The sequence below is a fragment of the Mycoplasmopsis hyopharyngis genome (genome assembly GCF_045276885.1).
GTDB lineage: Bacteria > Bacillota_I > Bacilli_A > Mycoplasmatales > Metamycoplasmataceae > Mycoplasmopsis > Mycoplasmopsis hyopharyngis.
Genome location: NZ_CP174164.1, coordinates 339,180 through 365,986, shown reverse-complemented (window position 1 = coordinate 365,986; position 26,807 = coordinate 339,180). Strand labels below are relative to the sequence as shown.

The following is a 26,807-nucleotide window of genomic DNA, read 5'->3' as shown; positions in this document are numbered from 1 at the left end:
ATTTATAGTGGAATACGGAATTTTTTTTATCGCAAATTTTATTCACTAATTTCATTAGTGTCTTTTTCTTGATGTTCGGTTTTAGAACCTAATTCGATTTCAAATTTATAATCATTACTTTTGGTAGTTGGCATTTCAATAACTGAAAAAGAAACATCTTCATATTTAAAAGTAGTTGATTTTTTAATCTTATGACCTATTTTAGAAACTAGTCAATTGGTAAGAGTTAAATTATTTTCTTCTTTGGTTAAATCAAATTTTAATTCCAGCTGTTTGATGATTTCCTTCATTTTAGTTTTACCCATAATGTGGAATAACTCTAAAGAAATTTCAAATATTTTTTTGTACTCTTCTTCATCATATTCATCATAAATTTCACCAACTATTTCTTCAATAATATCTTCAATAGTAAGGATACCAATTACTTCTTGTGAATTATTGTTTTCAGTTACAAAAGCCATTTGTGATTTAGTACTTCTCATTTTTTCTAAAGCAGTTGATAAAGAGATATTAGCAGAAATAAAAGGAATAGTTTTAAAGTAATTAATGACTTTGCCTTTTTCTAAATAGAAAATATCTTTTAGATGGACAATCCCAATAAAATTACCATCTTTTTGAACTGGCAAACGAGAATAATTAGTTTCTTTAAATACTTCTAAAGTGTCTTTAATATTGTCATTAGCTTGAATAAAGTAAGTGTCTTCAATTTTTACATAATGCTTTTTAACTCTAGTACTATCTAAATCCAAAGCATTTTGTGCCATCAATGATTCGTTGGTTTCTAAAACACCTTCGTTTTGAGCAATATCTAAAATGCTTTTTAATTCGTCTTCAGAATTAGTAATGTAGATTTTCTTACCAATTTTTTTAAGTGGTCAAGTAAAAATAAAAAAGATATAAAACAAGACTTCTAATAATCAAGCAAAAGATTGAGCAAATAATTTTGGATTGCTTTTAGCAATTAATTTAGGTACTATTTCCCCAAGTAAAACTATAATAGGGGTCATAATTCCGGTAGAAATTAAAACGTTAAATTGATTGTTGTCAACAAACAATTTGGAAATAAAGTATGACATAAATGTTGAAGCAGCAATATTTACAATATTGTTAACTATCAATAAAGTTGATAAAGTTTGATTAAATGCTTTGTGCTGTCTTGAAATTAATTTGGCACAACGTGCTTTATTTTCTAACATTGAATCAATTTTTGCTTTGGTTAATGATGTATAAGCGGTTTCTAGACCAGAAAAAATAGCACTAAAAAATATTAAAATAGCAAAAATAACTATATAGATTATGTAATTATATGCTTTCATTGCCATCCTTATTGTCTAAACCAGTGTTTTTGATACTATTTTTTCACTCTTCAGGAATAGAAGTAAATAAACTACAATTCATTCTAAAAAGTAAAGGAACAGTACCGCTAGGTCCATTACGGTGTTTTGCTAAAATAACAAATGTAGGAGAACCAAATTCCTCACCGTATTTCATTTCTTCTTCATTATTTTTACGCTTGTAATAACTTGGTCTATATAAAAAGGCAATAATGTCAGCATCATTTTCAATTCCACCTGATTCTCTTAAATCAGACATAATTGGTCTTTTGTCTTCTCTTTGTTCAACTGAACGAGATAACTGACTTAAAGCAATAATTGGAATGTTTAATTCTCTAGCTAAAACTTTAATGTTTCTTGAAATTTTAGCAACTTCATTTTGTCTATTATCGCCTCTATTGTTTTTAATAGATAAAAGTTGTAAATAGTCAATAACAATTAAATCAATGGGTTGAATTTTGTGTAATCTACGACATTTTCACTTAATATCATCAATATCATTGTTTGATGAATCATCAATAAATAAGTTCATGTCTTCAATTATTTTTTTACCAGGACCTTGAATTTTATAAAGTTCTGCTTCTGATAAAGTTGTAGCTTCTTTTAGTTTAGAGCCATCAATTTTGGTAACTGAACAAAGAATTCTAGAAATTAAATCTTTACTATTCATTTCTAAACTAAAAAAGACTACACGATATGATTTTCTAGCAACATTGGCAGCAATATTTAAAGCAAAAGCGGTTTTTCCCATTGCTGGTCTAGCAGCCAAAATGATTACTTCACCTTTATTTAAACCTTGGGTCATATGATCTAAATCATCATAACCAGTAGGAATTCCTTTTAATTTAAGATTGCTTTTTCTTCTTTCTTCCAGTTCTTTAATGTACTCAGCAGCAACATCGCTCGCTTTTTCAAAATCTTTATTAATTGAAGAACGATATCCTTCATTAATCAATTCGTTTAATTCACCAATTACACTTTGATCACTTAAATCTTGATTAACATTCATATCATTTATGATCTTATGTAATTTCTTTTCAATTTTTCTTAGTCCAGTTAATCTAACTAAATTTTTAATATATGAATCAATTGAGCTAGTAAAACCAGGTTTAGCATATAAAAATGCTAAAAATGAAGGATTGATATTTTGTAAGTTTTTACTTTTTGCTTTGGTTAAAATATGGTACTCGTTAATAGTTTCATTTTCATCAACAATTTCTTTAAAAATTTTAAATAACTCACGATTTTCGTAATAATAAAAATCTTCCTCTAACAAATAATTTTGCACATAATCAATGTAAGAATTTTGCATTAAAACAATACTTAAAATTGCCTGCTCATCTTCCAAACTTTTATGAGTAGTTGCTGTATTATTACTATTAGAAAATGTTTCATTATTTTTTATTATCGACATAAATTTCCAATCTTAATTTTGCTACTATATCTTTATACACTATTACATCTACAAAATGAATTCCTTGTTGAACAAGTCTAACGTTTTGAACTGAATATTTGTCTAGTTTATAGTTTAATGCATGGAGTTTTTTTAAAACTTCTTTGGTAGAAACACAACCATGAACAATTTGATTATGATTAGCATCAATAGTTGCATCTAAGTAAAATTTTAGATTTTCTTTTTCTATTTGTTCTTTAAGTTCTAAGGCTTGTTTTCTAACTTCCATTTCATCTTGGACTAATTTATCTAACTTTTTATCTAATTGCTTTTTAGTACTTTCATTATATGGAACTGCAAAGCCTTTATTGATTAAAAAGTTTTTTCCATAACCATCTGAAACTTCAATTATGGTGTTTTCTTTACCATCTTTACAATTTTTAATTATTATTACTTTCATTTTTATCACTCACAATCGCTTGAATTATATTATCCACAAACACATCTAAAGGTTCATTTGAAGTTGCTGCAGCAGCTCCAAAGTGACCTCCACCACCTACTTGCTCACAAATTAATTGCACATTGGTATTAATTCCTCTAGCAGATAATTTAAAACTATTACTTTTTTCTTCTCTAGCAACAACAAAACTTGCTTTTCTTCCTGCTATTCTTAAAATTTCTTCTGAAGCAATCGAAATAATGTCATTTGATACTAATATATCTTTGTAGGCTAAAAAATAACCAGGTTTAACTTCTTGAACATTTTCTAAAATTTCAAAAGCTTTTTCAAAAACTTGTTCATCATTTTTTAACACTTCTGAAGCTAATGAACTAATCGCACCTTTTTCTTCTAATCAAGCAGCAGCCATAAAAGTTCTAGAAGACACTTTCTTTTGGAATTGTAAAGTATCTAAATAAATTCCATTTAAAAGCATTTGTGCTGTAATTGGTTCAATTGCATAATTGTTGTTTAAAAACATCATAATTTCAGTAACAATTTCTGATGCTGATGAAGCATTAGGATCAATGTAAGTATTAGTTTTATTACAAAAATCTAAACTCTTACTTTGTCTATGGTGATCGAAAACAAAAACATTGTTGTTCGAAACATTTCTTACACATTCTGGATAATCAGTTCTTTCTGGTAAAGAATTATCTACTAAAACTACTAAAGTTTTTTCATCAGTAATTTTGTCAGCGTTTTGAGGTTTGATAATGTAAGAATCTGAATCAGTTAATAATCTTTCAATTGCTTTTGAGGTTGTTAAATCTTGAGTTATTGAACAAATGTAAGCATTCTTTTTGTAAAACTTAGCAATAGAATAAATACCACATGCTGCACCTATTGCATCCAAATCAGCATTTTGATGACCATAAATAATTACTTTATTTATTTCATCACTTCTAAGGATTTTGTCAAATCTTGATGCTAATGCTTTAATTTTTGCTCTATTTTTATCTGAAGAAATTTCAATTGAAGAACCATAATATCTAGCAGGCTCATTGTTTGTAAAAATAGTTACTTGATCTCCACCACGGTTTTGTGATTGTAATAAAGCCTTTTTAGCAAAGTCTATTTTTTTATTTAATTCATTTCAACCCTTAGCAAGCCCTATCGAAACTGAAATTGGGGTTGAGTTTTGACCTAAAATATCATGAAGCGATTTAAAATAAACAAATTTCTCTTTTTCTAAATGGCTTAATGATTCACTATTTGTAATAATGATAAATTTACCATTTGTATATTGACGATAAACTAAATTATATTTAACAATTAAAGAATCTAAAATCGAAATAACTTCTTTTTGGACACTAAACAACTGCTCTTCTGAAAGGGTAGATTGTAATGATTGATAGTTATCAATTTCTAATTCACCCAAAACAATAGATTCACGATCATATGTTTTTATTGTTTCTTGCTCAATTGAAATATCTTTAATAGAAAGATAATTTTTGGAAATTGAAAAATCTAATGCATAATAACTATTCTTATATTCGAAAGTGTAATTAAAAATTTCGTTATTGATTTCTAAATTTATTGTTTTTAAAAATGAATTTAAATCAAATCCTACTCATGATCTTCCAAATCTATCTTTAACAAATTTTGAACATCACAATATTTTTTGCTCACTATTAAAAATAATTACACCAAAATAAGCATTGCTAATTACATCTTCCATATAGGTGTTAAAAGATTTTTTAATTGATTTTTGAGAATAAAGATATTCTTTACAAAGCAAATAAATTGAAAAACTAATAATTGCTAATGAAAATAATGAAAGACAAATTAAATAAATTCCTTGAAATATTTGAAAAGTATTAAATTTAGATATTAAAAATATCCCAATTGCCCCTAAAATAAGAACTAAAAAGCTAGAAATAATTAATATTAATGTAGCGACACGCTGTTGTTTTTCCATATTAAATATTATAAATATTAATTATTTATTAATACATTAATAAGTAATAAAGTCAATAAAAAAGTTGTTTTTTAAATAAAACAACTCTTAAAAACTATTTTTCTGGCTTGATTACAAAGGTTCCAGCAAAGATTGAAATTTTGTATTTATTTCCTTCTTTGATAGTGCCATTGATAATTTGAAAAGCAATTAAACTTTCTAATTGATTTTGAATAAATCTTCTTATTGGTCTAGCACCAAAATTAGAATCATATGCGGCTTCTGCTATAAAATTGACGGTTTTTTCATCATATGAAAATTTTAAGTTTTTAGATTCTTGAACTCTTTTTAAAAGCTTATCTAATTCTAAAATTACAATTTCATTAATTACTTCTTTACTTAATTTTTTGAATCAAACAATTTCATCAATTCGATTCACAAATTCAGGGCGTAGTTTATTAACCAATTCTTTTTTAAGATCAACTTTACTAAGTTTCTCTTCTTTTTCAACTAAATCAGTTCCTAAATTACTGGTCATAATAACTATTAAATTACGACAATTAATAGTTCTACCTTTAGAATCGGTGATAATTCCATCTTCTAAAATTTGCAATAAAATGTTTAGTACATCATTGTGTGCTTTTTCAATTTCATCCAATAATAAAATGGTGTAAGGATTTTTTCTTATTTTTTCACAAACCGAACTAGTTTCATCAAATCCAACATATCCTGGGGGAGCACCAATAAATTTAGACACTGAATGTTTTTCCATATATTCGCTCATATCAAGTCTAATCATTTGTTTTTCATTATCGAAAATTGAATATGCTAAAGCTTTGGCTAATTCGGTTTTCCCTACTCCAGTTGAACCCATAAAAAGAAAACTTGCCAATGGACGATTAGGATCATTGATGTTTGCTTTTGCTCTCATTATGGCGTTAGCAACTAATTTAGTTGCTTCTTTTTGCCCTTTAACTTTTTGGTTTAATTCTTTTTCTAAATTAAGTAGTTTTTCTTTTTCAGTTTCCAATAATTTATTAACAGGAATATGAGTTCATTTAGAAACAATTGTTGCTATTTCTTCTTTAGTAACAGTTTCTTTAATTAAACTATTAGTTGAAGAAGATAATTCTTTTTCAATAGTACTAATTTTCTTTTCCAAATCAGGAATATCGTTGTACATTAATTTAGCAGCTGCTTCAAAATTACCTTCATTTTGAAATAGATTTAAACGATATTTCATATTATCTAATTTAGATTTTGAATTAGACAACTCTTCAAGTCTTTTCTTTTCGTTGTCTCATTTTTTTTGTAATTTTTCAATTTGAGAATCAACATTTTTACTAATTTGTTCAATTTCAGTTAATCTAACTTGATTTTTCTTTTTATCGTCTAATAAAGCAATTTTTTCCATTTCTAATTTGGCTTTTTCTTGCTTTAATTTGTCCAATTCCTCTGGTTGAAAACCCATTTCGGTTCTAATAGTAGCAGCAGCTTCGTCAACTAAATCGATTGCTTTATCAGGCAAAAATCTATCAGAAATATATCTAGAACTTAACCTAGAAGCTGCTACTAAAGCATCATCTGAAATTTTTACATTGTGATAGCTTTCAAACCTATCTTTTATCCCCCGCAAAATGGTAATCGTATCTTCAATGCTTGGTTCTTGAACATCAATTCTTTGCATTCTTCTTTCTAATGCCCCATCTTTTTCAATATACTTACGATATTCATCAAAAGTTGTAGCGCCAATAAGATGCATTTTTCCTCTTGCCATTAATGGTTTAACAATGTTAGCAGCATCCATACCACCTTGTGCATTTTTTCCAGTACCAATTAACATATGGATTTCGTCGATAAAGACAATAATATTACCCTCTGATTCTTCAATTCTTTTCAAGACATCTTTTAATCTTTGCTCAAATTGCCCTTGAAAAGAAGCACCAGCTAACATTGCTGGTAAATCAAGTTCGATAATTTCTTTATCTTTTAAATTTTCAGGAACGTTTCCTTCAATTATTTTTCTAGCTAACCCTTCAACTATTGCAGTTTTACCAACTCCTGGTTCTCCTACTAAAACCGGATTATTTTTATTCTTTCTAGAAAGAATACGGATCATTCTTCTTATTTCATCATCTCTATTGATAACTGGATCTAATTTATTCTTAATAGCTAAGTCAGTTAAATTACGACCAAATTGTTTTAATGGATCTTTGCTTTCTTGCTTTGTATTAAGATCAGCAGTTTCTTCGGTTAAATTTTTCATAAAATCATCAAATCATGAAGAACTCATTGTGCACCTCCTTGACATTTTTATTTAAACATTATAGCACAAAAAATTAGCACTCTCGTCTTTCGAGTGCTAATTTTTATTATTTTGTGTCTAGCATATCTAGTATTTGATTGGTTTCGATTTTTGATATATCTGATTGAAAATCCATTGATCTAGATGTGATTTTACCATCATGAATTACTAAGAAAGTAGGATTTATTTCTGAATTAGATAAAAATATTCCTGAAACACTTTGAACTTTGCTTAGGATTATTCTTCCAACCGATTGAGTAGTAAAGAAGATATTTTCATCTTTTTGAATTTGTTCAAAATATTCTTTTTCTGAAAGATTATCTGGTTTTATTGGATCGATATGTAAATCGTTTCAATCTTTATGAGTAAAATCAATAATTTCAACTGCTGGATATTTTTCTTTTACTTTTTGATACCAGAAATTAACTTTGTTTCTATAGTTTTTATATGATTCGAATTTAGCGTTTTTACCATAATAAGTATGTTTTTTATCAATAAACATTAAAACAGTTTTAGCAACACCATTATTATTTTCTTTTTTAGTAGATTCTAATAAAGCATTTCATCTATCAGAAATGTTTTTTTCGCCTTGCTGATAAATGTCAATATTAGAGTAATAATTTTCTTCTGAACTAGAGTTTCAAAATAAATTAGATGTTAATGAATTTAATTTTGCTAAAACTAATAAATTTGCTGAATTTTTTTTATTATTTATTGCTTCCATCGCTTCTTCATTAGCAATAAGAGTGTCTAAATTTTTCTTATTTGGAGTAAATAGTATTGCTGCTATTTTATTCTTTAATTTTTCAAAATCTATTTTGTCGTTTTCAAATTCTTTAACAAAAGAATAAATAGTATTAGGATTTTCATAGTTAGAAGTACCTAAATTTTGATTTTCATTAATAGGGTCGTGATTAATAATTCCATAAGCCATCAATGTAAAATTAGCTAAATTAGTATAATCACCAAAATAAAGTGAATAAATACTATATTTATCGTAATTTGCTAATATTTTTTGATTTAAAGCATTTAAATTATCATTTTCTTTTTGTATATTTGCTTTAATTTCATTAGCCTTAGCAATGTCTTGTTCATTGGTTAAACCTGTTTTTTCTAATTCACTTAATTGAGTGGTTAAGTCAGCAATTTTTGTTTGAATTTCTAAAAGTTTTTCTTTATCCAGCCTAATTAAATAAAATTGATGTTCAATATTGAACATTGTTTTTAAGTAGTTTGTTAAAAATTTAATCAAATATTTTGACTGTTCTGGACTTAATTTTTTAGATTCTCTAATGCTTTTAAAGGTTCTAAAAATAGCTCTAACACCTGGTGAAATATTAGAATTATTATTAACTACACTATAGTAATCATTAGTAGTTACTGGTTTATTAGTTCCAAAAGTAAAGATGGTATTAGATTGTCAAATTGTATCTGTAGTTAAGTATTTAAAATCGTTTCCAAATTCTAAATTACTAATTTCTTTTGTAATTCTTTCTGATTTAACATTCTTATCTAAAAAATCCTTATTCAAAGATTTTAATTTGAAAGAAATATAACCTTTTGTTTTTTCTTTATTGGTAAAAAAGTAACTATCAACAATTGAAACTTGATTCTTTGATAAAAACTCATTTTTTTCATCATTTATATACACGTATGATAATTCATTCAAGGTAGCTGGATTAAAGAAAAAATTAGCAGGAAATATTTTTGCTTTTTTTGTTGTTTTGTCAACTAACTCCTGAATTTCAATTTCTTCTTCATTTGTTTGGTGATTTTTAACTTTGATCTCTAATACATCTTTAAACTTAATTTCAGCTTTTTGAACTAATTGATTTAATCTATTTTTTTCTTCTTGAAGCTTGATTTGATATTTTTTATTGACTTGATTAGGATCACATTTGCTAGAAATAAAAACTATTGGGCTCAAAAAAGGAATTATTAAAGGGGTATATTTAACTATTTTTTTCATAAAAAAATTATATATATTTATTTATATTATAGTAATAATATAATCATATATTTTTTTTACTAATTTAACTATAAACAAGTAAAATTCATAAAAAATATTTTTTTAAACTTATTCAAAAAAGTAAATTATTCTTTTACTCTATAATACTTTATGCCTACAAGCAAAGTAGGCACAATACCCTAGGAAAATAAATAAAGTCTCCTTAAAATTTATTTATATTTCTTCAATTATTATTTTTGGGTTGGTGACACTATACTTACGATCTTCGCCAATGTTCGTTTAAAGTTTTAATAGATTATCTTGTGTATTGTGTTTTGAAGATAGAATGTAAAAAGCTTGTTTATACATTCAGCAAAACATCTATCTCCTATTTTTTATGACTTAACTCTTAATTAAGTTACGATTTATTTGTTTTCAAAAATTTCATTCAATAACCTATCCTTTTGAATGGTTTTTTAGTCAACAAGAATTTTAACTTGTCGTATTTTTTGTTTTCTATTCTATCCACACTCTTTAGAAAACAAATATCATTTAAATATAAAAACCCAAAGTAATAAATATTTTTAATTTAACAAAAATATTATTTATGAAATGATGGTTTATTTCATAAGACAAAATTGCCTTTAAAGGATTAAATTCTGAAAATGGTGATTTTGTTTTTTTATAAAATTTAATTAAAATAAAAAAGTTCTAATTTTTTGTTTATTATATTTGATATTAAAAGCGATAATAGGGAGTTATTATGAGTATTGAAATAAAAAATGAAATTCTTGATTTAATTAAAAAAATCTGACAATGAAATAAAGAATATTATCAAGAAAATAACCCTAGTGTTGATGACATAGTCTATGACCAAGCATTAAAAGAATTAGAAGTATTAGAACAAAAATATCCTGAATATGTTTTTCCTAATTCTCCAACCAAACATTTAGGATCATTTGCTGATAATAAATTTAAAAAATTTATTCATAAAAACCCAATGCTTTCTTTGGCTAAAGCTTACAATTTTGAAGATATAAAAAGATATATTGATAATATTGCTAAAAAAGTTCCAGAAGAAAAATTGATTTTCTCACTAGAACCAAAAATTGATGGTTTATCATTAAGTCTTATATATGAAAATGGTTATTTGTCAAAAGCCTTAACTAGAGGAAATGGTATTGAAGGTGAAGATGTAACCGACAATGTTTATGCTATTTACAGTATTCCTAAAGTGATTGAATATAAAAACTATTTAGAAATTAGAGGGGAAGTTTTTTTCAAAAAAAATGATTTTATAAAAATCAATAATGATCTAGAAAAAAATAATCTTAATAAATTTGCAAACGCAAGAAATGCTGCTAGCGGCACCTTAAGACAATTGGATTCTAAGGTGGTTGAAAAAAGAAATCTAAGTGCCTTTTTTTATGAAATCCAAAATCCGGAAACTCATTTAATTAATTCACAAGAGCAAGCTTTAAATTTTTTAAAAAAACACAAAATTCCTGTTAATGATTTTTTCAAAATTGTTTCAATTGATGACTTACAAAATGAAATTGAAAACTTTGTAGAAATTAAAAATCATTTGGACTATGATGCTGATGGATTAGTAATCAAATTAAATGATTTATCTTATTGAAACGCTTTGGGTAAAACCTCAAAATTTCCCCATCATTCTATCGCATATAAATATGAATTAGAATCAGCTGAAACAATCATAAAACATATCTTTGCTACAGTTGGAAGAACTGGCAAAATTACTTATGTTGCTAATTTAGAATTAGTTGAATTAAACCAAACAATGGTTTCAGCAGCAACTTTACATAATTATGATTTTATAGAAAAATTAAAAGTTAATTTAGGAGATAAAATCAGAATTATAAAAGCTGGCGAAATAATCCCTAAAGTTGTAGAAGTAATAGAACATAAGAATTTGCCTGCTATTGCTTTTAAAAAAGTTGAAAAATGTCCAGGTTGTTCAAGTCAATTAGTTGAATATGAAGGTAATGTTGACCAATTTTGTGTAAATGAAAATTGTGATGAAAAGAAAATTAAACAATTAGTTCATTTTGTTTCTAGAGAGGCATTTAACATCAACACTTTGGGTGAAAAAAACATTAGATTGTTTTATAAATTAAATTATTTAAAAAAGATTGAAGATATTTTTGAACTTAAAAATCATAGAGAGCAATTAATAAAAATTCCTAATTTAGGTCAAAAATCAATTGATAAATTATTAAATAACATTGAAGAAGCTAGACATATAAGTTTTCAAAAGGCAATTTATTCATTAGGAATTAAACACATTGGTTTAAGAGCATCGAAATTGATTTCTAAAGTTGCTAAAAATTTCCATCAATTATTAAATGCAAATGTAGAACAATTATTAGTAATAAATGACATTGGAGATAAAAGTGTTGAAAGTTTAAATGAATTCTTACAAAAAAATAAAGATTTTATTTTGCAAATAGACAAACACTTAATATATACCGAAAGCAATTTATCTGTTTCTAACAAACTTGATGGACTTTCTTTTGTTATAACTGGGACATTGTCACAGAATAGAGAACACTATGAAAAAATAATTGAAGAAAATGGAGGTAAAATTAAAAACTCTATTTCTAAAAATGTTTCCTTCTTGCTTTGTGGCGAAAATCCTGGTTCTAAATTGGATAAAGCTAAGGATTTAAATATTAAAGTAATAAATGAAGAAGAATTTTTTAAGTTACTTTCATAAATTAAAAAACGCATATGACTTTTTTAACATATGCGTTTTGTTTATTTTTCTTGGTCACTTGAAGTAAATTCATTTAGCTTAATTTTTCATTCTTTTGTAGTTTCTTCAAAGGATTTTTCATCATCAATATTTTGAGGAATAATGTCAATTTGAATTTCTTCTTGTTTATCTAATTCAAGTCCTTCAAGAGGAATTTCTTTAGTTTTAAAAATTGGTTTTGGTTCATTTTGACTATTAAGGGTTTTTACCAATTGTTCTATTTCATAGTGATATTTTTCAAAATTGATCTTGTCTAAACGATATACAGTGTAGCCTTTATTTTTAATAAATTTAATTAAATCATTAAAGGATAAAAATGCTTCCAAGTCATTTGCATATTTATATTCATCAACAATAAAGCAAACTAAAACCGCATCATTTCTTTTAATAAGATAATCGATTTTTAAGGTTCCAATTGATTCATTTATACCTAATGTTAAGTTAGAATTTTTAGCAACTAAATTTGTTAAAAAGTTTTTAACATCATCATTTAATTTTGAATCTAATTGAATTTCCATTGTTTTTTGACTAATGGTTGCTTGCTCAATATTTAAAAAATCTTGTCTAGTTTTAGAATTCATTTCTAAAAACTGTAATCAATTTTTAAACATCTTTGAATCTTCATTATCGGTAGTTAAAATTAATTGATTTGCTCTTAATGATTTAACTACTATCATTTTATCTTTAGCTCTAGAAATCGCAACATTTAAGGCATTCATTCCACCTGGACGACCAACATAAGTAGAATGAATTTGAGTATTTCTATCATAAGCCACTGACATAATAACTAAATCAGCTTCATCCCCTTGGATGTTTTCAATATTTCTTAAAAGCAACCTATTATCTTCAATAGCTTTTTCTAATTCTGGATAATTAGCAAAAATTTTGTCCAAAATAGCATCTTGTTGTTTAGCATTAAAACTTAACAATATTATTTTTTTATAAAGTTCTAAATTATTTAAGGTGATTTCAATAACCTTGTCAATTTCTATTTCGTTTTTGTTATTTTCTCAAACACCATTAACTTCTATAACATCAATAGGTTCGATTTTTTCATTATGAAAAGTGTCTATAACATCTAAACTTGATTTGTAAAAGTACTTTGAACTAAAAGTCATCAATGAAGCATAATTTGAACGATAATTTTTGTCTAGCAAAATACTATATACACCTAAACTAGTAGCAAAATCTAATAAGGAATCTACTTTACCATAAATTGAATCATCGTTTTGTCTAATCCCAAATCAATTACTTGGCTTCATTTGCTTATCATCACCAGCTAAAATTTTTGTTTTTGCTAAGTATAATACTGGCAGACCTTTTTCTAGGAAAATTTGACTAGATTCATCCATAATTGCATAATCAAATTCTTCTTTTTCTCAAGCAGATAAATCAGCATCAGGAGTTACAATCAACACAGGGAAAAAGATCTTGATCATTTTTGAAAAACGTTTAATAAATTTATATGGTTCTAAATTTGCTAATCTAATTGAGGCAGCAAATTCAATATATTCTTGTTTTTCTTCTTTAGTAAAGTTAGAAATTTTATCAATAATGTTTTTAGCAACAAAATTCTTAAGTGCTTCAATATCAGAAATATCTGTTCTTTGTCAATCAGGCAAGATATTTAATAAATTAGTAATATATTCAAAATCTTGATCAGTAGTTTTATGTAAATTAGAAACTACATTTTGAATATTAAAGGTCATTTTTTTAAAAGCATTAAAAACATCATATCCTAATGATTTTATTCTTCAATTGTTATGATTTAAAAATCTAAATCTTAATTTATTAGCCTTTAATCATCCCTTGATAAAACTTTTAGATGAATCAAATAAAATTGGTTCTACATATTTTAAATTTCTTGGTAAATGTAATAGTTTTTTTCAAAGTTCAACATCAAAATCTTGTCAAACTTGTTGTAAATCAAAAATATATTTGCTTACCTCATCGAATCTAGGATCACTAGAATAAGTTTTGATATTTTGAACAAAGTCAATTTCTTTCTTGGTAATAATGTTTAATGGTTCAATTTTAGAACTATTGTCATAATTTTCTAAAAATTCCAAATACTCTCTAATAGGAACATAAAAGTTCTTTCTGTTCATGTTTTTAGAATTAAGCATAAATAGACAAAAACGATTTAAATCACCCATTCTGTTTCTAATAACTTCTAATGCCGCCTTTTTTTGTGAACAAACTAAAGCAGTTTTTTTATAAACTAAAATGTTTGTCAAAATATTTACAATAGTTTGAGATTTACCCGTACCTGGTGGACCTCAAATAATTGTATTTTGATTTAGTGAAGAAGCTATTGCTTTATCTTGTGATAAATTGGTTGGTGTAATTTTAAAAATGCTAGTTTTAGGATTTAAAATCGCGTCTTTGATTTTGTTTTTATAAATGTTTTTATTAAATTCAACATCTAAAATAGAATGGATTTCATTATTTTCTAAAATTTGCATCATTCTATTTCTTACATATCCACCCAAAGGTTGGAATAATCCTAAAACAATTCCTTTGTTAAATTCAATGGTTTCATTTGTTATGCTTTCAGGAAAAATCTTTTGAAAATAATCATTTATGTCATTATGACAACTATAAACTTCTTTTCATTCTTGATAAACAAATTTAGTCATTTCTTCAATAGAAAAATGTGAATAGTTATCTGAAATAGTTAAGTCAAAACCAGCATTTTTTAATAAAAACATTAATTTTTCATTTGCTTTAATTTCACCATTAGAAATCAAAAATGGTCTACTATTTCTTATTTCCATATAGACTTCTTTAAAAAACAAAGGTCCATATATGCTTTTTCCATCAATAGATAATTTAACAAATAAAAAACCTAAATTCATTGGTCAAATATTGGTTTCATTATTTATTTCTTTAGCTTTATTAACAAATATTTTTCATTTAAGACTTTGCTTTTGGTAATTTAGTTTGATGTCATTTATGATTTTATATTTAGCATTTTCAAAATCTTTGCTTAAAGAATTAAATAAAAAATCAGAGATTTCATAGCTATTTTGCATTAGGATATCTTTGAATTCTTCCAATTCATTACAATCATTTAATTGTTCAATTAATCTAATAAGATTAACTTCTAAAACTGGCATATTAAAATCTTTTTGAGTGTAAATATAATTAAATGCCTGGTCACCAAAAATACGTTTAAAATCAAAAGCGTACTTATTATTAATTTTTGTAAAAATAGCAGCATCATTAGGTGCTACATCTAAAAGATTATCAAGTATAACCTGATATTGTTCATTTACTTTTTTCATTTTATACCTTCAATCATCAAATATATTATGATAAAACTAAGTTATTAATTTGTTTTGTTAACTCTTCTGATATATTGCCTGTTATTAAAGATATAGAAAAATTACCTACAACAATTCCACTAATACCTTTCATATTCTTAATTTTTTCAACTTCTAATACTTCATTATCTTTGATTTCAATTTTCACTTTTGAAATCGAACAATTAGCACCAACAATATTTTCTCTTCCGCCTAATTTTTTTACTAATTCATCTAGTTTAAAGGGTAATTTGGAAGATTTTTTTATATTATTTTCAGTTTTATTTTTCAATTTTGATCAATAAATTCAAATAAAACCAAAGGTTATAATAGTTAAAAAAACCAGTAAAAATTTATCTTTTTTGTTCATAACTTTTATTATAGCAAAATAATAATTACCAAAGGTTATCAAACTTAAAAAAGTCCCTTAACAAGAGTAGGACTTTTTTAGTTATTTGTTTTCAATATTTTCTAATTTAATTGAAGCACCTATCGCTAATGCTGTAGGTCCTGTATGGATAGCGATAATACCACTTGAATAATCTTTAGAAACAAATTCTATTCCGTAACTTTTAGCTATTGTTACCGCTAGTTCATTATTTGAATCATCAATTCCATGGATTAAACGAAAATCGTATTTTGGAATATTGTTTGCTCCACCAATAAATTTAATGGTTTTTTGAATAATTTTTTCAATTGAATTTGCTTTACTTCTTACTAGACCGCTAAATGAAACTTTACCTTCATATTGAACAATTGGAAAAATCTTAATTTTTTGTAAGCTAGCAACCATAAATTTTTTAAGTCCTTTTAATCTACCACCATTAACTAAATATTCAGAAGTAAAAGGAGAAATAAATATGCAAGAATCTTTAACTATTCTGTCTAACTCTAATAATGTTTTTGCTATGCTTTGTTCTTTTTCATAATAATTTTGAATATATAACGCTACATCAACAAACATTCTTCCACAAAAATGGTTTTGAACAATGTGAACATTTGGATAATTTTTAGCAAACACTTGAGCAGTAGTAGTAGTTGATGATAAGTGTTCATTAATTCCTAAATAAATTACATGTTCATGTGTTTTTGCCATTGTTTCAATGGTTTTTTCAATTTTGCTTAAAACTGGTAATGAAGTTTTCAAATCTTTTGTTTTGTATATTTCATGTATTAAATCTTTATATGAAATATTAATTCCATCTTCATAGGTTTTGCCAGCAACAATGCTTTGTAATGGTAAGTAAGCAATATCTAATTCATTAGCTGTTTTTTCATCCATACATGAAAAAGAGTCTAAAATAATTCCTAATTTCTTCATATCTATTAGTTCCTCTCTTTTGTAATAAATAATATATGAAAAAAGAAAAAACATTCATTTATATATTTATTACATATTTTATTTCTAATTTCTTAGCAATGTATTCATCAATTTTGTTATTTGACATTTCATAAATAATTTTTGATTCTTCAGGTAAAGATTTTTTTAAATTTAGCAATTTTAAATATGTGCTTGAATTTGTTTGTAAGTTCTTAACTATATTTGAACTTATAACAATTAAATTAATAACTTCAACACTTTTAACAAAATTTATTAATTCATTTGTAATGTTATTAACATATAATCCTAAACCATTTTTGATTTTTAATAATTCATTAGTCATATCAAAAATATTGTTAAAGTTATAATTTTCATCTGGGTAATTAACTAAAAAATATAAGTTTTTTTTGCTATTCGATCTTAGAAAATCAATTTTTAAATCATTTATTTTTATTAAAGCTACTTCATCTTTTTTAGAGTTTTGAATTAAATATTTAACTCAATTGCTTTCATATTTATATTTATAAAATGAAATTTTTTTGAAAAAATCAAACGTGTTTTTTGAAATCCCATTAATGTGTAAATCAAGGAGTTTCAATTTGGTATTACTTTGAGTATTATCTTCAATAATGTTGATCGGAATGTATTCCAAAACATAATCTTGAATGTCATTTCTTTTTTCGAAATTATCTATATTTAAGGTGAATTCATTAAATTCATTTTGTAAAGAATAATCATCTAAACCTCAATAATAGTACTTATTATTGTTTAGATTTTGCATATTATTAAATAGTAAAAATTTTGCTTTACTTATGATTAATTGAATGTCTTTTTCATTTAATGCTTTGTTTCATTCTAGTAATGAAAAGGATTCAACATTGTAATTTAAAGGTAATTTTTTAATGTTTTGTCTCATCTTAGTTAAAAGATTCTTTGCCTTATACTTTAATGAAAAATAGCTATTAAAACCATAAATAATAAACATTATGTTATCGGTTAATAAAGTAAAAGTTTTTTTATAATCAATCCCTAACAAAGCATAAACATCCATAAAAATATCATTGATTTCGAAATCTTTTTTGACACTCATATCAGGTTTAAAGTTAATACAATATGCTAAAAAATATTTAGAACTTAAATTTTTGATATCCAAAGGTTTTTGTAATTTGTTAATATCATACTTTCTATTTTCAGATTTATTGTAATGATAATGAATAGTACAATAAAAAGTATCATCTTTGTTTTTATAAACTTTTAACAAGAAAGCACAATTAGAAACATCAAAATTTTCGTTATTCTTTTTATTTATTTTTTTTCATTCAATACTTTTGTCAAATTTAAAAGAAATATTAAAACGATCATTATTTGGGTTTTCAAAATATTCAATGATTCTTTTTCTATATTCTTCAGCGATAGTTTTTAAAAAATCATCAACATGTCTATACACATTATGCTTAAACAAATTTTTCCCTTGATCCCAAGGTAAGTTTTTGCTTAAGTAGTTTTCTGTCTCTTTAACAATTTTTTTATTTTTTCAATCTATATGAAAGGTCACTAAACCTGAATTATTTCTATCAATATGCTTTTTACGAACAACATAAGAAATTCAAAAAATTACACCAAATAATAAAATCGAAAAAGTAATTGCTACAAATAATTTTAAAAATACTTCTCAATTCATATTAACTCATTTTCTTTAATTCTTCATATTGAGATTCAGAAACCAAACTCTTAAGTTCTAATTCTTTGAAAAATCTATCAATAAATAACAATTTTTTATTTGATTTAAGAGTATCTATAATCCTTTGAACAAACTTATCTTTTACTGATGAATCAGTTTTAACTCATTCAAAATATTTAACAATTCTTTTTGTCACTGCAGTTGCTGAGTTTTTAGTTATTCCTAATAAATTATCTGGGTCATTGATGGTTTTCACACTAATGTTTTTCTCTTCTTTAATTTTTAATAATTTGTACAATAAAATTCTTTCAGATAAAATGTCAATGAATTCTTTGTCATTTACAAAACTATCAATTAGTGTGGTGATTGAATTTTTGAATTCATTTTGAATCGATGGATCAGCTAGCATCATATCCAATACTTCATAAAAACTTTGTTTTTGTAAAAAGGTAGTATTAGAATCATTTTTAAATGTATAGTTAATGATTTGTTTTAAGAAATTATTAATATTTTTATTGTTAAAGAATTTTAAAAAGTATTTTTTAGCTTTAACTTTTTCAATTGTAAATTCATCATTTGAATGAACAAAATCAAAATATAAATCAATTATTTCTTTTATAAATTTTGAACTACTATCGTTGTATTTTGATAATAAGTTTTCAAAAATTACTTTTCATTTATCTTTATTACTTTTATACAAATCACTTTCCAAGAATGGAACCATTAGATTTTTGAAATTATTTTCCCCATCCAAAACTGAAATAAGGAAACGATCCAAGAATTGATGTTTATAAATATATTTTCCGCCAACTTTTCCATCAAGATCATAATCTGTTTCATCAAAATGTTTTTGGAAACCATTAATTAAATTTTCTAAAAAGCTTTTATCTTTAACATCAAATAGTTCTCTAAATAATGTTTTATTGTCTTTACCATTAGTTTTTTCTTTCATCAATTTAATGAAAGTTTGATCATTATCAGCTAATTGTTTAAATAAATCTCAGCTTTCTAAATTTTCAATAAGTTTATCAACTGTTCATTTTAAAGCGTGACTTTTTAGTCTTTTACCATTGTTTTCAACTTTGTAAATGTCTTTAATTTTCTTACCAGTTTTTGTACGTTCATATTTTTGAGTTTTATTATTTCATTTTATTTGAACTTCATCGCCATTGTATATATCATCTTTGTCTAAATCATAAAGAAACTCTTCGTAATTCATATTTTTAAAAGCATCTAATAAAACTTGGGTGTCAGCTTTAGAATGGTCAATAACTTTTAAAGCATCTTTTTTATCAACAAAGTTGTAATTTCAAGGTAAATCATAATTTATTTTTTCTTTAAAAACATCCAATGAAGTATAACCCGTACTTAATTTTATGTAAGCATCCATTGCCATTTTTTTTCAACCTAATATTGTAGGGTGAATATCAAATATTGATTGAGTTAATTTACTTTGATGTTCATTTCAATAAGGCTGGTCATAAACATTTAAAAATAAAACATTATTTTTTAAAGCAGATGGTTTAATAATTTGTTCATTTAAAATGTTAATAACTGAATTACTAATTCCATTTAAACCTAAAATAATTGAATCAATAACTTTGGTTAGTCTATTAAAGGGCATTGGATAAGAAATTAGCATAATGTTAGCATTTTTATTTAATGCTTTAACTTCTCGAATAATTACGTCAAAACGATTTTTAATTTCATCATTTGCTTCACCAATGATGTATCAAAGGTTAAAAATTGCTTTAACTTTATCTTTTTTAAAGTCATTTAAAAAGTTTTTATATTTGTCTTTTTTTAATAAAGTTGAAAAAATTTCAAAAAAGTCATTAGCACCAAAATTGATAGTAATTAAATTTGCTTTTTGAATTTTTTCTTTCATTAAGTTTTTTAATTCAGCAAATTTTTCAGCAGGAGAAGCATCTGTTGGTTCAATATCATTTTTTGGAAAATGACTTCAATTAAAAGCTTTAATTAATTCATGAGAAGTAGCACCAGAGAAAGAAAAATTATCAAAAGAAGCTAATCTTTGTGGGTTTTCATTTTTAATTATTTGTGCTAAATAAGCAGGAAAACTAGCTCCTGTAATATTGCCATTTTCATCCATATCTCCAGGGTAATCTTCTGGTAAAAAATTAGTATAACCAGCAGAAATAGAATCACCAATAGCAACGTATTTTATCTTTTCATTAAAAGGAATAATATTATTTGACAAATTAACTTCTGGGTAATTAAAATTCTTTGAATTTGTTGCGTTGTACTCATCATTTTTATACTTACATCCAACCGCAATGGCTGTAATAGTTGCTGCAGAAACTCCAACTGCTAAAGAAGGAATTAAAACTGATAATAAAATCTTATTTTTTTGTTTCATTATGCTCCTTAATAACAAATATTGACAAAAATAACTATTTTAAAGGTGTATTTTGCTATTGTTAATATTGCTAATCTCTATTATATATATTAAATAAATTACACTATTTTAATAAATATATGTATAAAATTATATTATTTATTAGTTTAGAAATCAATATTATAAATAAGAAAGTATTCAGAAAAGGAGTAAAACTATGAAAAAAAGAATTCTTCTATTTTCGAGTTTAATAGGGATTACTAGTGTATCTTCAATAGCGTTTTTATCTGCGTCATGTGCAGGAGATAAAGCATTAGAACAATGAAAAGCAAGTAATTTAAAACTTATTGAAGAAATTAAAGATGAATCAACTTTTAAAGAAGCGGTTAAAAATCCAGATGTTTTAAGTACTGAACAAAAGAGAGAATTAGCAACTTTAATTAGTAAAATTGAACAAATACAAAAAGAAATTGCTAATACAAAAGATTTTAAAAAGAGTAATGTTAAAAAACAAATTGATGAAATCACAACAACTATACAAAGCACAAATAAAAACTACATTTTAGCTTTAGTAAACGACTTAAAAGAAAATAGTGAATCAATCATAAAAACTTTTTTAAGAAATGATTTATGAGAAAAAGAAAACAATAGTTATAGTGAAGAACAACAAAAGGAACATTCAAAGATTTTTGTTAATTTTTTAGACAAAACTAATTTAACTCTTAAAAATGTTCTAACTCAAGTTTATTCTAATTTAGAAACTAAATATTACCCATGAATTATTAAAACTTACAAAGAAAACAAAACTACTTTAGTTCAATACCAAGCACAATTAGAAAAAGTTAGAAAAGATGTTGCTAAAAAATCTTTTGAAGCTTTACAAAAAGAATACAAAGATTTACAAGAAAAAATAGAAAAAGCAAAAGAAAACATTGAACAACCTGAAATAGCTAAAGTAAAAGAAACAATTACTTTTTTAATGTCTAAATTTGATGAAAACATCAAACAAATTTCAGGAGATACTATTGAACAAGTTTCTACTTTTGATATTAAAGAAAAAGTCAAAACTGAAGTTGAAAATCTTTTAAGTGCTGCTAAGGCATACAAAGAAAATGGTGCTAAAGCAGAAAAAGTTAAAAAAGTTGCTGAAGAATTAAAAAAATTAGAAGTTTATGAAAGCAACAATAATCAAGAATTAAAAACTGCTATTGATGCTTTAACTTCAGTTTCAGAAGAAAATGATGCTACTATTAAACTAAACTCTGTTTTAGAACAAGTTGAAAAAGCAATTAAAGAATATCCCGCAAAATTAGTGAAAGATGCTATTAAAAAAGAATTAGAAACTACTAAAACTGGTAAATATTCAGAAAAGAAAATGACCTATTCACCAATTGTTTTGGGTGAAACAATTAATCAAGAAATTGACAAAATTGAAAAGTCATATGAAGCAGAAAAAGATTTTTCTACTTTATTAAAAAACGCTAATTATTTAACCACTTCAAACAAAGTTATTCCTCACGCAGAATTATGAAACAACATTTTTGACATTTTAGAAAAGCCCGAATCAAAAATGATTTTACTTGACCGTGTTCCTGGAATTGAAACAATTGAAAATGGTTTGACTAAAAAATTTAAAGATGCTAAAGAATTATTAAGAAATCTTTTTGTTAAAAAAGAAAACTTGCAAAAAACCTATGAAGAGTTGAAAAAAATAATTGATGGCGACAAATGAAAATCAATTGAAATTGAGGTTCAAAAAGTTATTAATAGAGGAAAATTAAACGAAACTCTTAACAAAACTAAACAAATAGTTAATGAAAAAGTTGAACAACAATTTTCAACCTTTAAAGAAGAATTAAAAACAACTATCCTTCCAAACAAAGCAAGTGTTGTTGAAGAAAACATTGGAACATTAATTAGAGCACAAAAGAATGTTTATGATGCACTTTTCAAAAACTTTGAAGAACCATTAGCAAACGTTAATTTTGACCCTAAAGATTTTCCATTGTTAGCACAAGCTATTAGCGATACATCATTATTAATTAATGAAATAACAATTGATGTTATGACTGCTGCTTTTAAAACTAATTCAACTGAATATAGTACTAAATTTTTAGAAGAGGCTTTAACTCCTGAAGTTGTTAAAAAGATACTTGGTAAGGTTATTGTTTTCTTCAAAAAGAATCAAGCAGTTATGGTAAAAGCGTTTGAAGGAATTTTCAATACTTTCTTATACAACGAAAGTCTTAAAAAAGACAATGTTACTAGAATTAAAGAAATTGTAGATATTTCTGTTAAATATTATGAAGAAGAAGTTCCAAAACTTGTTAAAAAGATAGAAGAACAAAATATTACACATTTATCTGTTGGTGATTTTGAAAAACTTAAAATTGAACTTGCGCCAATCTTCTTAATGTTTGATTAATTATGAAAAGGTCATCATGAAAAAATGCATACTATTTACGCAAGTAATTCCGCAGAAATGAAAGCTATAAATAGAGAATTTGACAAATCTCGTTTACCAATTATTGATGCTGCTAAACAAATAGCTTCACAAGTATTAAGTTTAGGAAATTCACATATTGAATTTTATAATGCCATTTACAAAGGTTAAAAATAGATAGGATAATTATGAAATTAAAAAAGAAAAATAAAATATGATTTGTTGTTCCTTTGGCTTTTGCTTCCTTAACTACAATTTTTCCAATTGCTGCAAGATGTAAAAAAGTTGAAGAAAATAAAGATGATAAACAAGGTGGAGATTCCTCATCTAATTCTGATTCTAATAAAAAAGATGGTACTACTCCAGGACAAACTACTCCTGAACCTAAAAAACCTGAAAACCCTAGAACAGGTGATGATAGAATTCAAAAAGATGAACCAAAAATATCAACTGACCAAGAAATCATTGAAAATTTAGAAAGATTAACAAAAAGTTTTGAAACTACAATCCAAGAAAATAAAAACAACTCAGATTTAAAACAAAATATAGAGAAAATAAATCAAAAATTTAAAGAAATTAAAATAAAGACAAATGAATATAAAACATCTCAATTAACAAAAGAAAAAAATGAAGAAGCAAGAAAATATATTGTTGAAATCAAAAAATTTCTTGAAGATGAAAAAAACATCATTGATAAACTTAAAAAAGCTATTGTAGTAAAAGAAAATTTTATTAAAAGAATAACAAAGATTGAAGATGAAATCTATAATTCATCAACTTGATTTTTTGTTAAATCAACACGCTTTTTAAATGATGAAGATAAACAAAATTTAAATCAAAAATTAATTTTTGGATATTCTTATGCCAAAAAAATTGAACATCTTTTAAATATTGAAAAAATATCTGAATTACAAGAACAGCTTGACAGAGATTTAACATTAATTGAAAAATCTATTGACGAAGCTAAGGACTTAATTGTTTCTAAATTCATTTCTGAAAATGAAGATAGAATAAAAAAACTTGAAAAAGAAAATTTGGATCTTGAAAAAACCAATAGCGATGCTGTGGATATTTTAGAATCTAAAAAAGATATTGTTAATAATCTTAAAAAATATTTATCTTTCCTAAAAGATAAAAAAGAAATAATTTTTTATTCTATTAGTTTTGAATCAATAAATCAAATTTATAATGAATTTATAAATTTATGAAATCAGTCAAAATTTAAAGAACTAAAAAATAATTTGCAATTAAATCTTGAAAATTATCCACCATTCAACACTGAAAATGATAACAACAGATCACAAGATACATTAGAATTACAAAGAATTACAGATGCTTTAAAAGAAATAAATGATAGTGATACAGATAAATTAAAACAAGAAATTATAAAAATATTTAAACAATACAACAAAATAACAAAGATTTGATTTGAAAAAACAACAATTAAAAATGAGTGCTTAGAATCATTAAAAAGTTTCAAAAAATTGAACATTTCTAAAGACAGTGAAGTTGTAAAAAATAATGAATATTTAAGTAAAAATATTGATGTTATTGAAAAAGATATTAAAAATGTTGAAGAATTTTTAGTGTCTCCTAAAAATCAAGTTAATTCTTTAAACGAATCCTTAGAACTAAGTTCAAACATTAATAAATGAATCTCAAGAATTAAAAATTCTAACAGGTATTTAAAAGTAATGAATTTATATTTGGATGAAAAATGAGAAATTTTCTTAAAGAGTAAGTCTGAAGAAATTAAGAAAAACTATCCTAATTTAGACCAAACATATAAAAAATCATTAGTAGAACTTTTAAATTTATTTGAATTTGATTGAGAAAAACCACAATCTGAATTCAACAAAAAATTTGCTAAATTTGAACAATTATTCAATAAATTGAATGAAACTATAAAACAATAATCATTAAGGAGTAATATGAATAAAAAAGGAAAAATTCTTTTAGGAACATTAATACCTCTTGGTGTTGTTTCTGCTGTTGGTGTTGGTATTGGAATCACCTTATCAACAGGTCCTGTTTCTGCTAAATTATTATTTCAAAAATGTAATAATTATTATCAACCATTAAGAAAACAATATGATGGTTATGTATCTGATGAAAAAAAACTAAAGAAAATTAAAGAAGAAGATGAAACCAAAGTTAATCAATTACAAAATGAATTAACAGCAATAAATGGTGATGAAAATGCAAAAGCTGCTAAAGAAAAAGAACTAGCAGATGCTAAAAAAATTCAAAATGAAAATATTAAAAAATACAATGAACTAATTAAGAAAATGCTAACACTCGGAACTAACCTTGAAAGAATTTTCAAACCTATGGAAACTGCTTGATTAAATATTCAAGCACTTGAAAAAAGTGGAAAAATGACCTTTAAACTTTGAAACTCTTCTAAAAAAGTTTTACAAAAAGTACAAGAAGACTACGAAGCTTGAATTCTTCAAGATTTTAAAAATATTTAATTTTAAAATAACAAAAGAGGAAAATGAAAAAATTAATTTTAGTAGTCGATATGCTTAATGGTTTTGCTAAAGAAGGTAACTTAGCTTCTGAAAATGTTAAAAAAATCATTGAGCCAATTGAAAAATATTTACTAAAAAATAAAAATGAAGAAAATATTTTTATTTGTGATTCTCACTATGCTGATGATATTGAAATGCAAGTATATCCATTGCATTGTCTAAAGAATTCAGGTGAGGATGAAATAGTAGAGGAATTAAAACCTTATGCAAAACTTATTGTTTTAAAAAATTCTACAAATTCATTTCATATCTTAAATAAAAAAATTACTCTTACCAATTATGATCAATTTGAAATAGTGGGTTGTTGTACCGATATATGTATTTTGCAACTAGCTATCTCATTAAAAACATTTTTTAATGAAAACAAAATCAATAAAAATGTAATTGTCTATGATGAATTAACTTCAACATATGATGGACCAAATCATAATGCAAAAGAGTATCATAAATTCGCGTTAGAAATAATGAAACAAACTGGTATTATTATTAAATAAAGTATTATAATATTAAGGTCAAATTCATAATATAAAAAGAGTTGTCGAAATGGCAACTCTTTGTATTTCATTGGAGGGATATGAATTATAAAGAAATATTAAAAAATAATTTTGGTGAGCAAATTTTAGATGCTTTTTTACAAAAAGAAGACGGAATGAAAAAACTTGTTGTTATTGTAGAAAAACATGATTTTGATGAAATTAGCAAAATAAGTTATGAAATTAATGATTTTATAGATAAAAGTATTCCAAATACTGAATTTGATTTTGTAGCTGTGGAATCAAAAGGAATTCAAAACGAATTAAAATATGAAGATTTATCTTCAAATTTAGAAAAAGAATTTGAATTATCATTATTTAAAAATGAAAATAAAAAAGATTTTTACATTGGAAAAATAATTGAAATAAATGATGATTTTTTAATTATTAAGTGGAATAATCGTGGCAGATTTCAAAAGCAAAAAATTGAAAAAACTAATATTAAGAAAATTCAAGAACACATTAAGTTTTAATTA

18 protein-coding genes are annotated in these 26,807 nt (G+C 24.7%); 7 read left to right on the top strand and 11 right to left on the bottom strand.

From position 1 onward, the window contains the following. Nucleotides 1–38 precede the first annotated feature (38 nt). The 6 genes from ACJA25_RS01510 to ACJA25_RS01485 form a co-directional block, all read right to left on the bottom strand. Entirely contained in the window at nt 39–1,316 is a 1,278-nt protein-coding gene (locus ACJA25_RS01510; protein WP_406616048.1) for a hemolysin family protein, read from the bottom strand. After that, nucleotides 1,303–2,748, bottom strand: coding sequence for a replicative DNA helicase (dnaB, locus tag ACJA25_RS01505; protein WP_406616046.1), 1,446 nt, complete (start codon nt 2,746–2,748; stop codon nt 1,303–1,305). Before dnaB ends, ACJA25_RS01510 begins: the two co-directional genes overlap by 14 nt. Further along, complete coding sequence (rplI, locus tag ACJA25_RS01500) at nt 2,729–3,187, bottom strand: 50S ribosomal protein L9 (protein WP_406616044.1); 459 nt, start codon at nt 3,185–3,187, stop codon at nt 2,729–2,731. The genes dnaB and rplI overlap by 20 nt, the downstream gene beginning before the upstream one ends. Then, nucleotides 3,168–5,147, bottom strand: a complete 1,980-nt coding sequence (locus ACJA25_RS01495) for a DHH family phosphoesterase (protein WP_406616042.1) — start codon at nt 5,145–5,147, stop codon at nt 3,168–3,170. Before ACJA25_RS01495 ends, rplI begins: the two co-directional genes overlap by 20 nt. 94 nt (nt 5,148–5,241) lie before the next feature. Next, nucleotides 5,242–7,419: an ATP-dependent Clp protease ATP-binding subunit gene (locus ACJA25_RS01490; protein ID WP_406616040.1), complete on the bottom strand. Its 2,178-nt coding sequence runs from the start codon at nt 7,417–7,419 to the stop codon at nt 5,242–5,244. Between the two features lie 79 nt (nt 7,420–7,498). Next, nucleotides 7,499–9,400 carry a hypothetical protein gene (locus ACJA25_RS01485; RefSeq protein WP_406616038.1) on the bottom strand — a complete coding sequence of 634 codons (1,902 nt, stop codon included), beginning with the start codon at nt 9,398–9,400 and terminating at the stop codon, nt 7,499–7,501. Nucleotides 9,401–10,139: 739 nt separating this feature from the next. Here ACJA25_RS01485 and ligA point away from each other — a divergent pair. Beyond that, the gene (gene ligA / locus ACJA25_RS01480; protein WP_406616177.1) at nt 10,140–12,116 is read left to right on the top strand and encodes an NAD-dependent DNA ligase LigA; all 1,977 of its coding nucleotides are present in this window, start codon (nt 10,140–10,142) and stop codon (nt 12,114–12,116) included. 41 nt (nt 12,117–12,157) lie between these two features. Here ligA and ACJA25_RS01475 read toward each other — a convergent pair whose 3' ends face one another. The 5 genes from ACJA25_RS01475 to ACJA25_RS01455 all read right to left on the bottom strand — a co-directional run bounded on the left by ACJA25_RS01475 (nt 12,158) and on the right by ACJA25_RS01455 (nt 20,842). Next, complete coding sequence (locus ACJA25_RS01475) at nt 12,158–15,442, bottom strand: DEAD/DEAH box helicase (protein WP_406616036.1); 3,285 nt, start codon at nt 15,440–15,442, stop codon at nt 12,158–12,160. A 25-nt stretch (nt 15,443–15,467) separates the two neighbouring features. Further along, a complete protein-coding gene (locus ACJA25_RS01470; protein ID WP_406616034.1) occupies nt 15,468–15,830 on the bottom strand; it encodes a PTS sugar transporter subunit IIA in 363 nt (120 codons plus the stop codon). 81 nt (nt 15,831–15,911) lie between these two features. Beyond that, nucleotides 15,912–16,781: a DegV family protein gene (locus ACJA25_RS01465; protein WP_406616032.1), complete on the bottom strand. Its 870-nt coding sequence runs from the start codon at nt 16,779–16,781 to the stop codon at nt 15,912–15,914. Nucleotides 16,782–16,839: 58 nt separating this feature from the next. Beyond that, nucleotides 16,840–18,462, bottom strand: coding sequence for an MHO_4530 family protein (locus ACJA25_RS01460; RefSeq protein ID WP_406616030.1), 1,623 nt, complete (start codon nt 18,460–18,462; stop codon nt 16,840–16,842). 1 nt (nt 18,463) lies between these two features. Continuing rightward, the gene (locus ACJA25_RS01455; protein WP_406616027.1) at nt 18,464–20,842 is read right to left on the bottom strand and encodes an SGNH/GDSL hydrolase family protein; all 2,379 of its coding nucleotides are present in this window, start codon (nt 20,840–20,842) and stop codon (nt 18,464–18,466) included. 196 nt (nt 20,843–21,038) lie between these two features. Here ACJA25_RS01455 and ACJA25_RS01450 point away from each other — a divergent pair, with 196 nt between their 5' ends. The 6 genes from ACJA25_RS01450 to ACJA25_RS01425 all read left to right on the top strand — a co-directional run bounded on the left by ACJA25_RS01450 (nt 21,039) and on the right by ACJA25_RS01425 (nt 26,804). Continuing rightward, nucleotides 21,039–23,246: a hypothetical protein gene (locus ACJA25_RS01450; RefSeq protein ID WP_406616025.1), complete on the top strand. Its 2,208-nt coding sequence runs from the start codon at nt 21,039–21,041 to the stop codon at nt 23,244–23,246. A gap of 24 nt (nt 23,247–23,270) precedes the next feature. Then, nucleotides 23,271–23,435, top strand: a complete 165-nt coding sequence (locus tag ACJA25_RS01445) for a hypothetical protein (RefSeq protein WP_406616023.1) — start codon at nt 23,271–23,273, stop codon at nt 23,433–23,435. A 17-nt stretch (nt 23,436–23,452) separates the two neighbouring features. Beyond that, nucleotides 23,453–25,180, top strand: a complete 1,728-nt coding sequence (locus ACJA25_RS01440; protein WP_406616021.1) for a hypothetical protein — start codon at nt 23,453–23,455, stop codon at nt 25,178–25,180. A 15-nt stretch (nt 25,181–25,195) separates the two neighbouring features. Beyond that, a complete protein-coding gene (locus ACJA25_RS01435) occupies nt 25,196–25,738 on the top strand; it encodes a hypothetical protein (protein WP_406616019.1) in 543 nt (180 codons plus the stop codon). Nucleotides 25,739–25,761: 23 nt separating this feature from the next. Then, entirely contained in the window at nt 25,762–26,292 is a 531-nt protein-coding gene (locus tag ACJA25_RS01430) for an isochorismatase family cysteine hydrolase (RefSeq protein WP_406616017.1), read from the top strand. Between the two features lie 80 nt (nt 26,293–26,372). Next, the gene (locus tag ACJA25_RS01425; protein WP_406616015.1) at nt 26,373–26,804 is read left to right on the top strand and encodes a ribosome assembly cofactor RimP; all 432 of its coding nucleotides are present in this window, start codon (nt 26,373–26,375) and stop codon (nt 26,802–26,804) included. Nucleotides 26,805–26,807 lie beyond the last annotated feature (3 nt).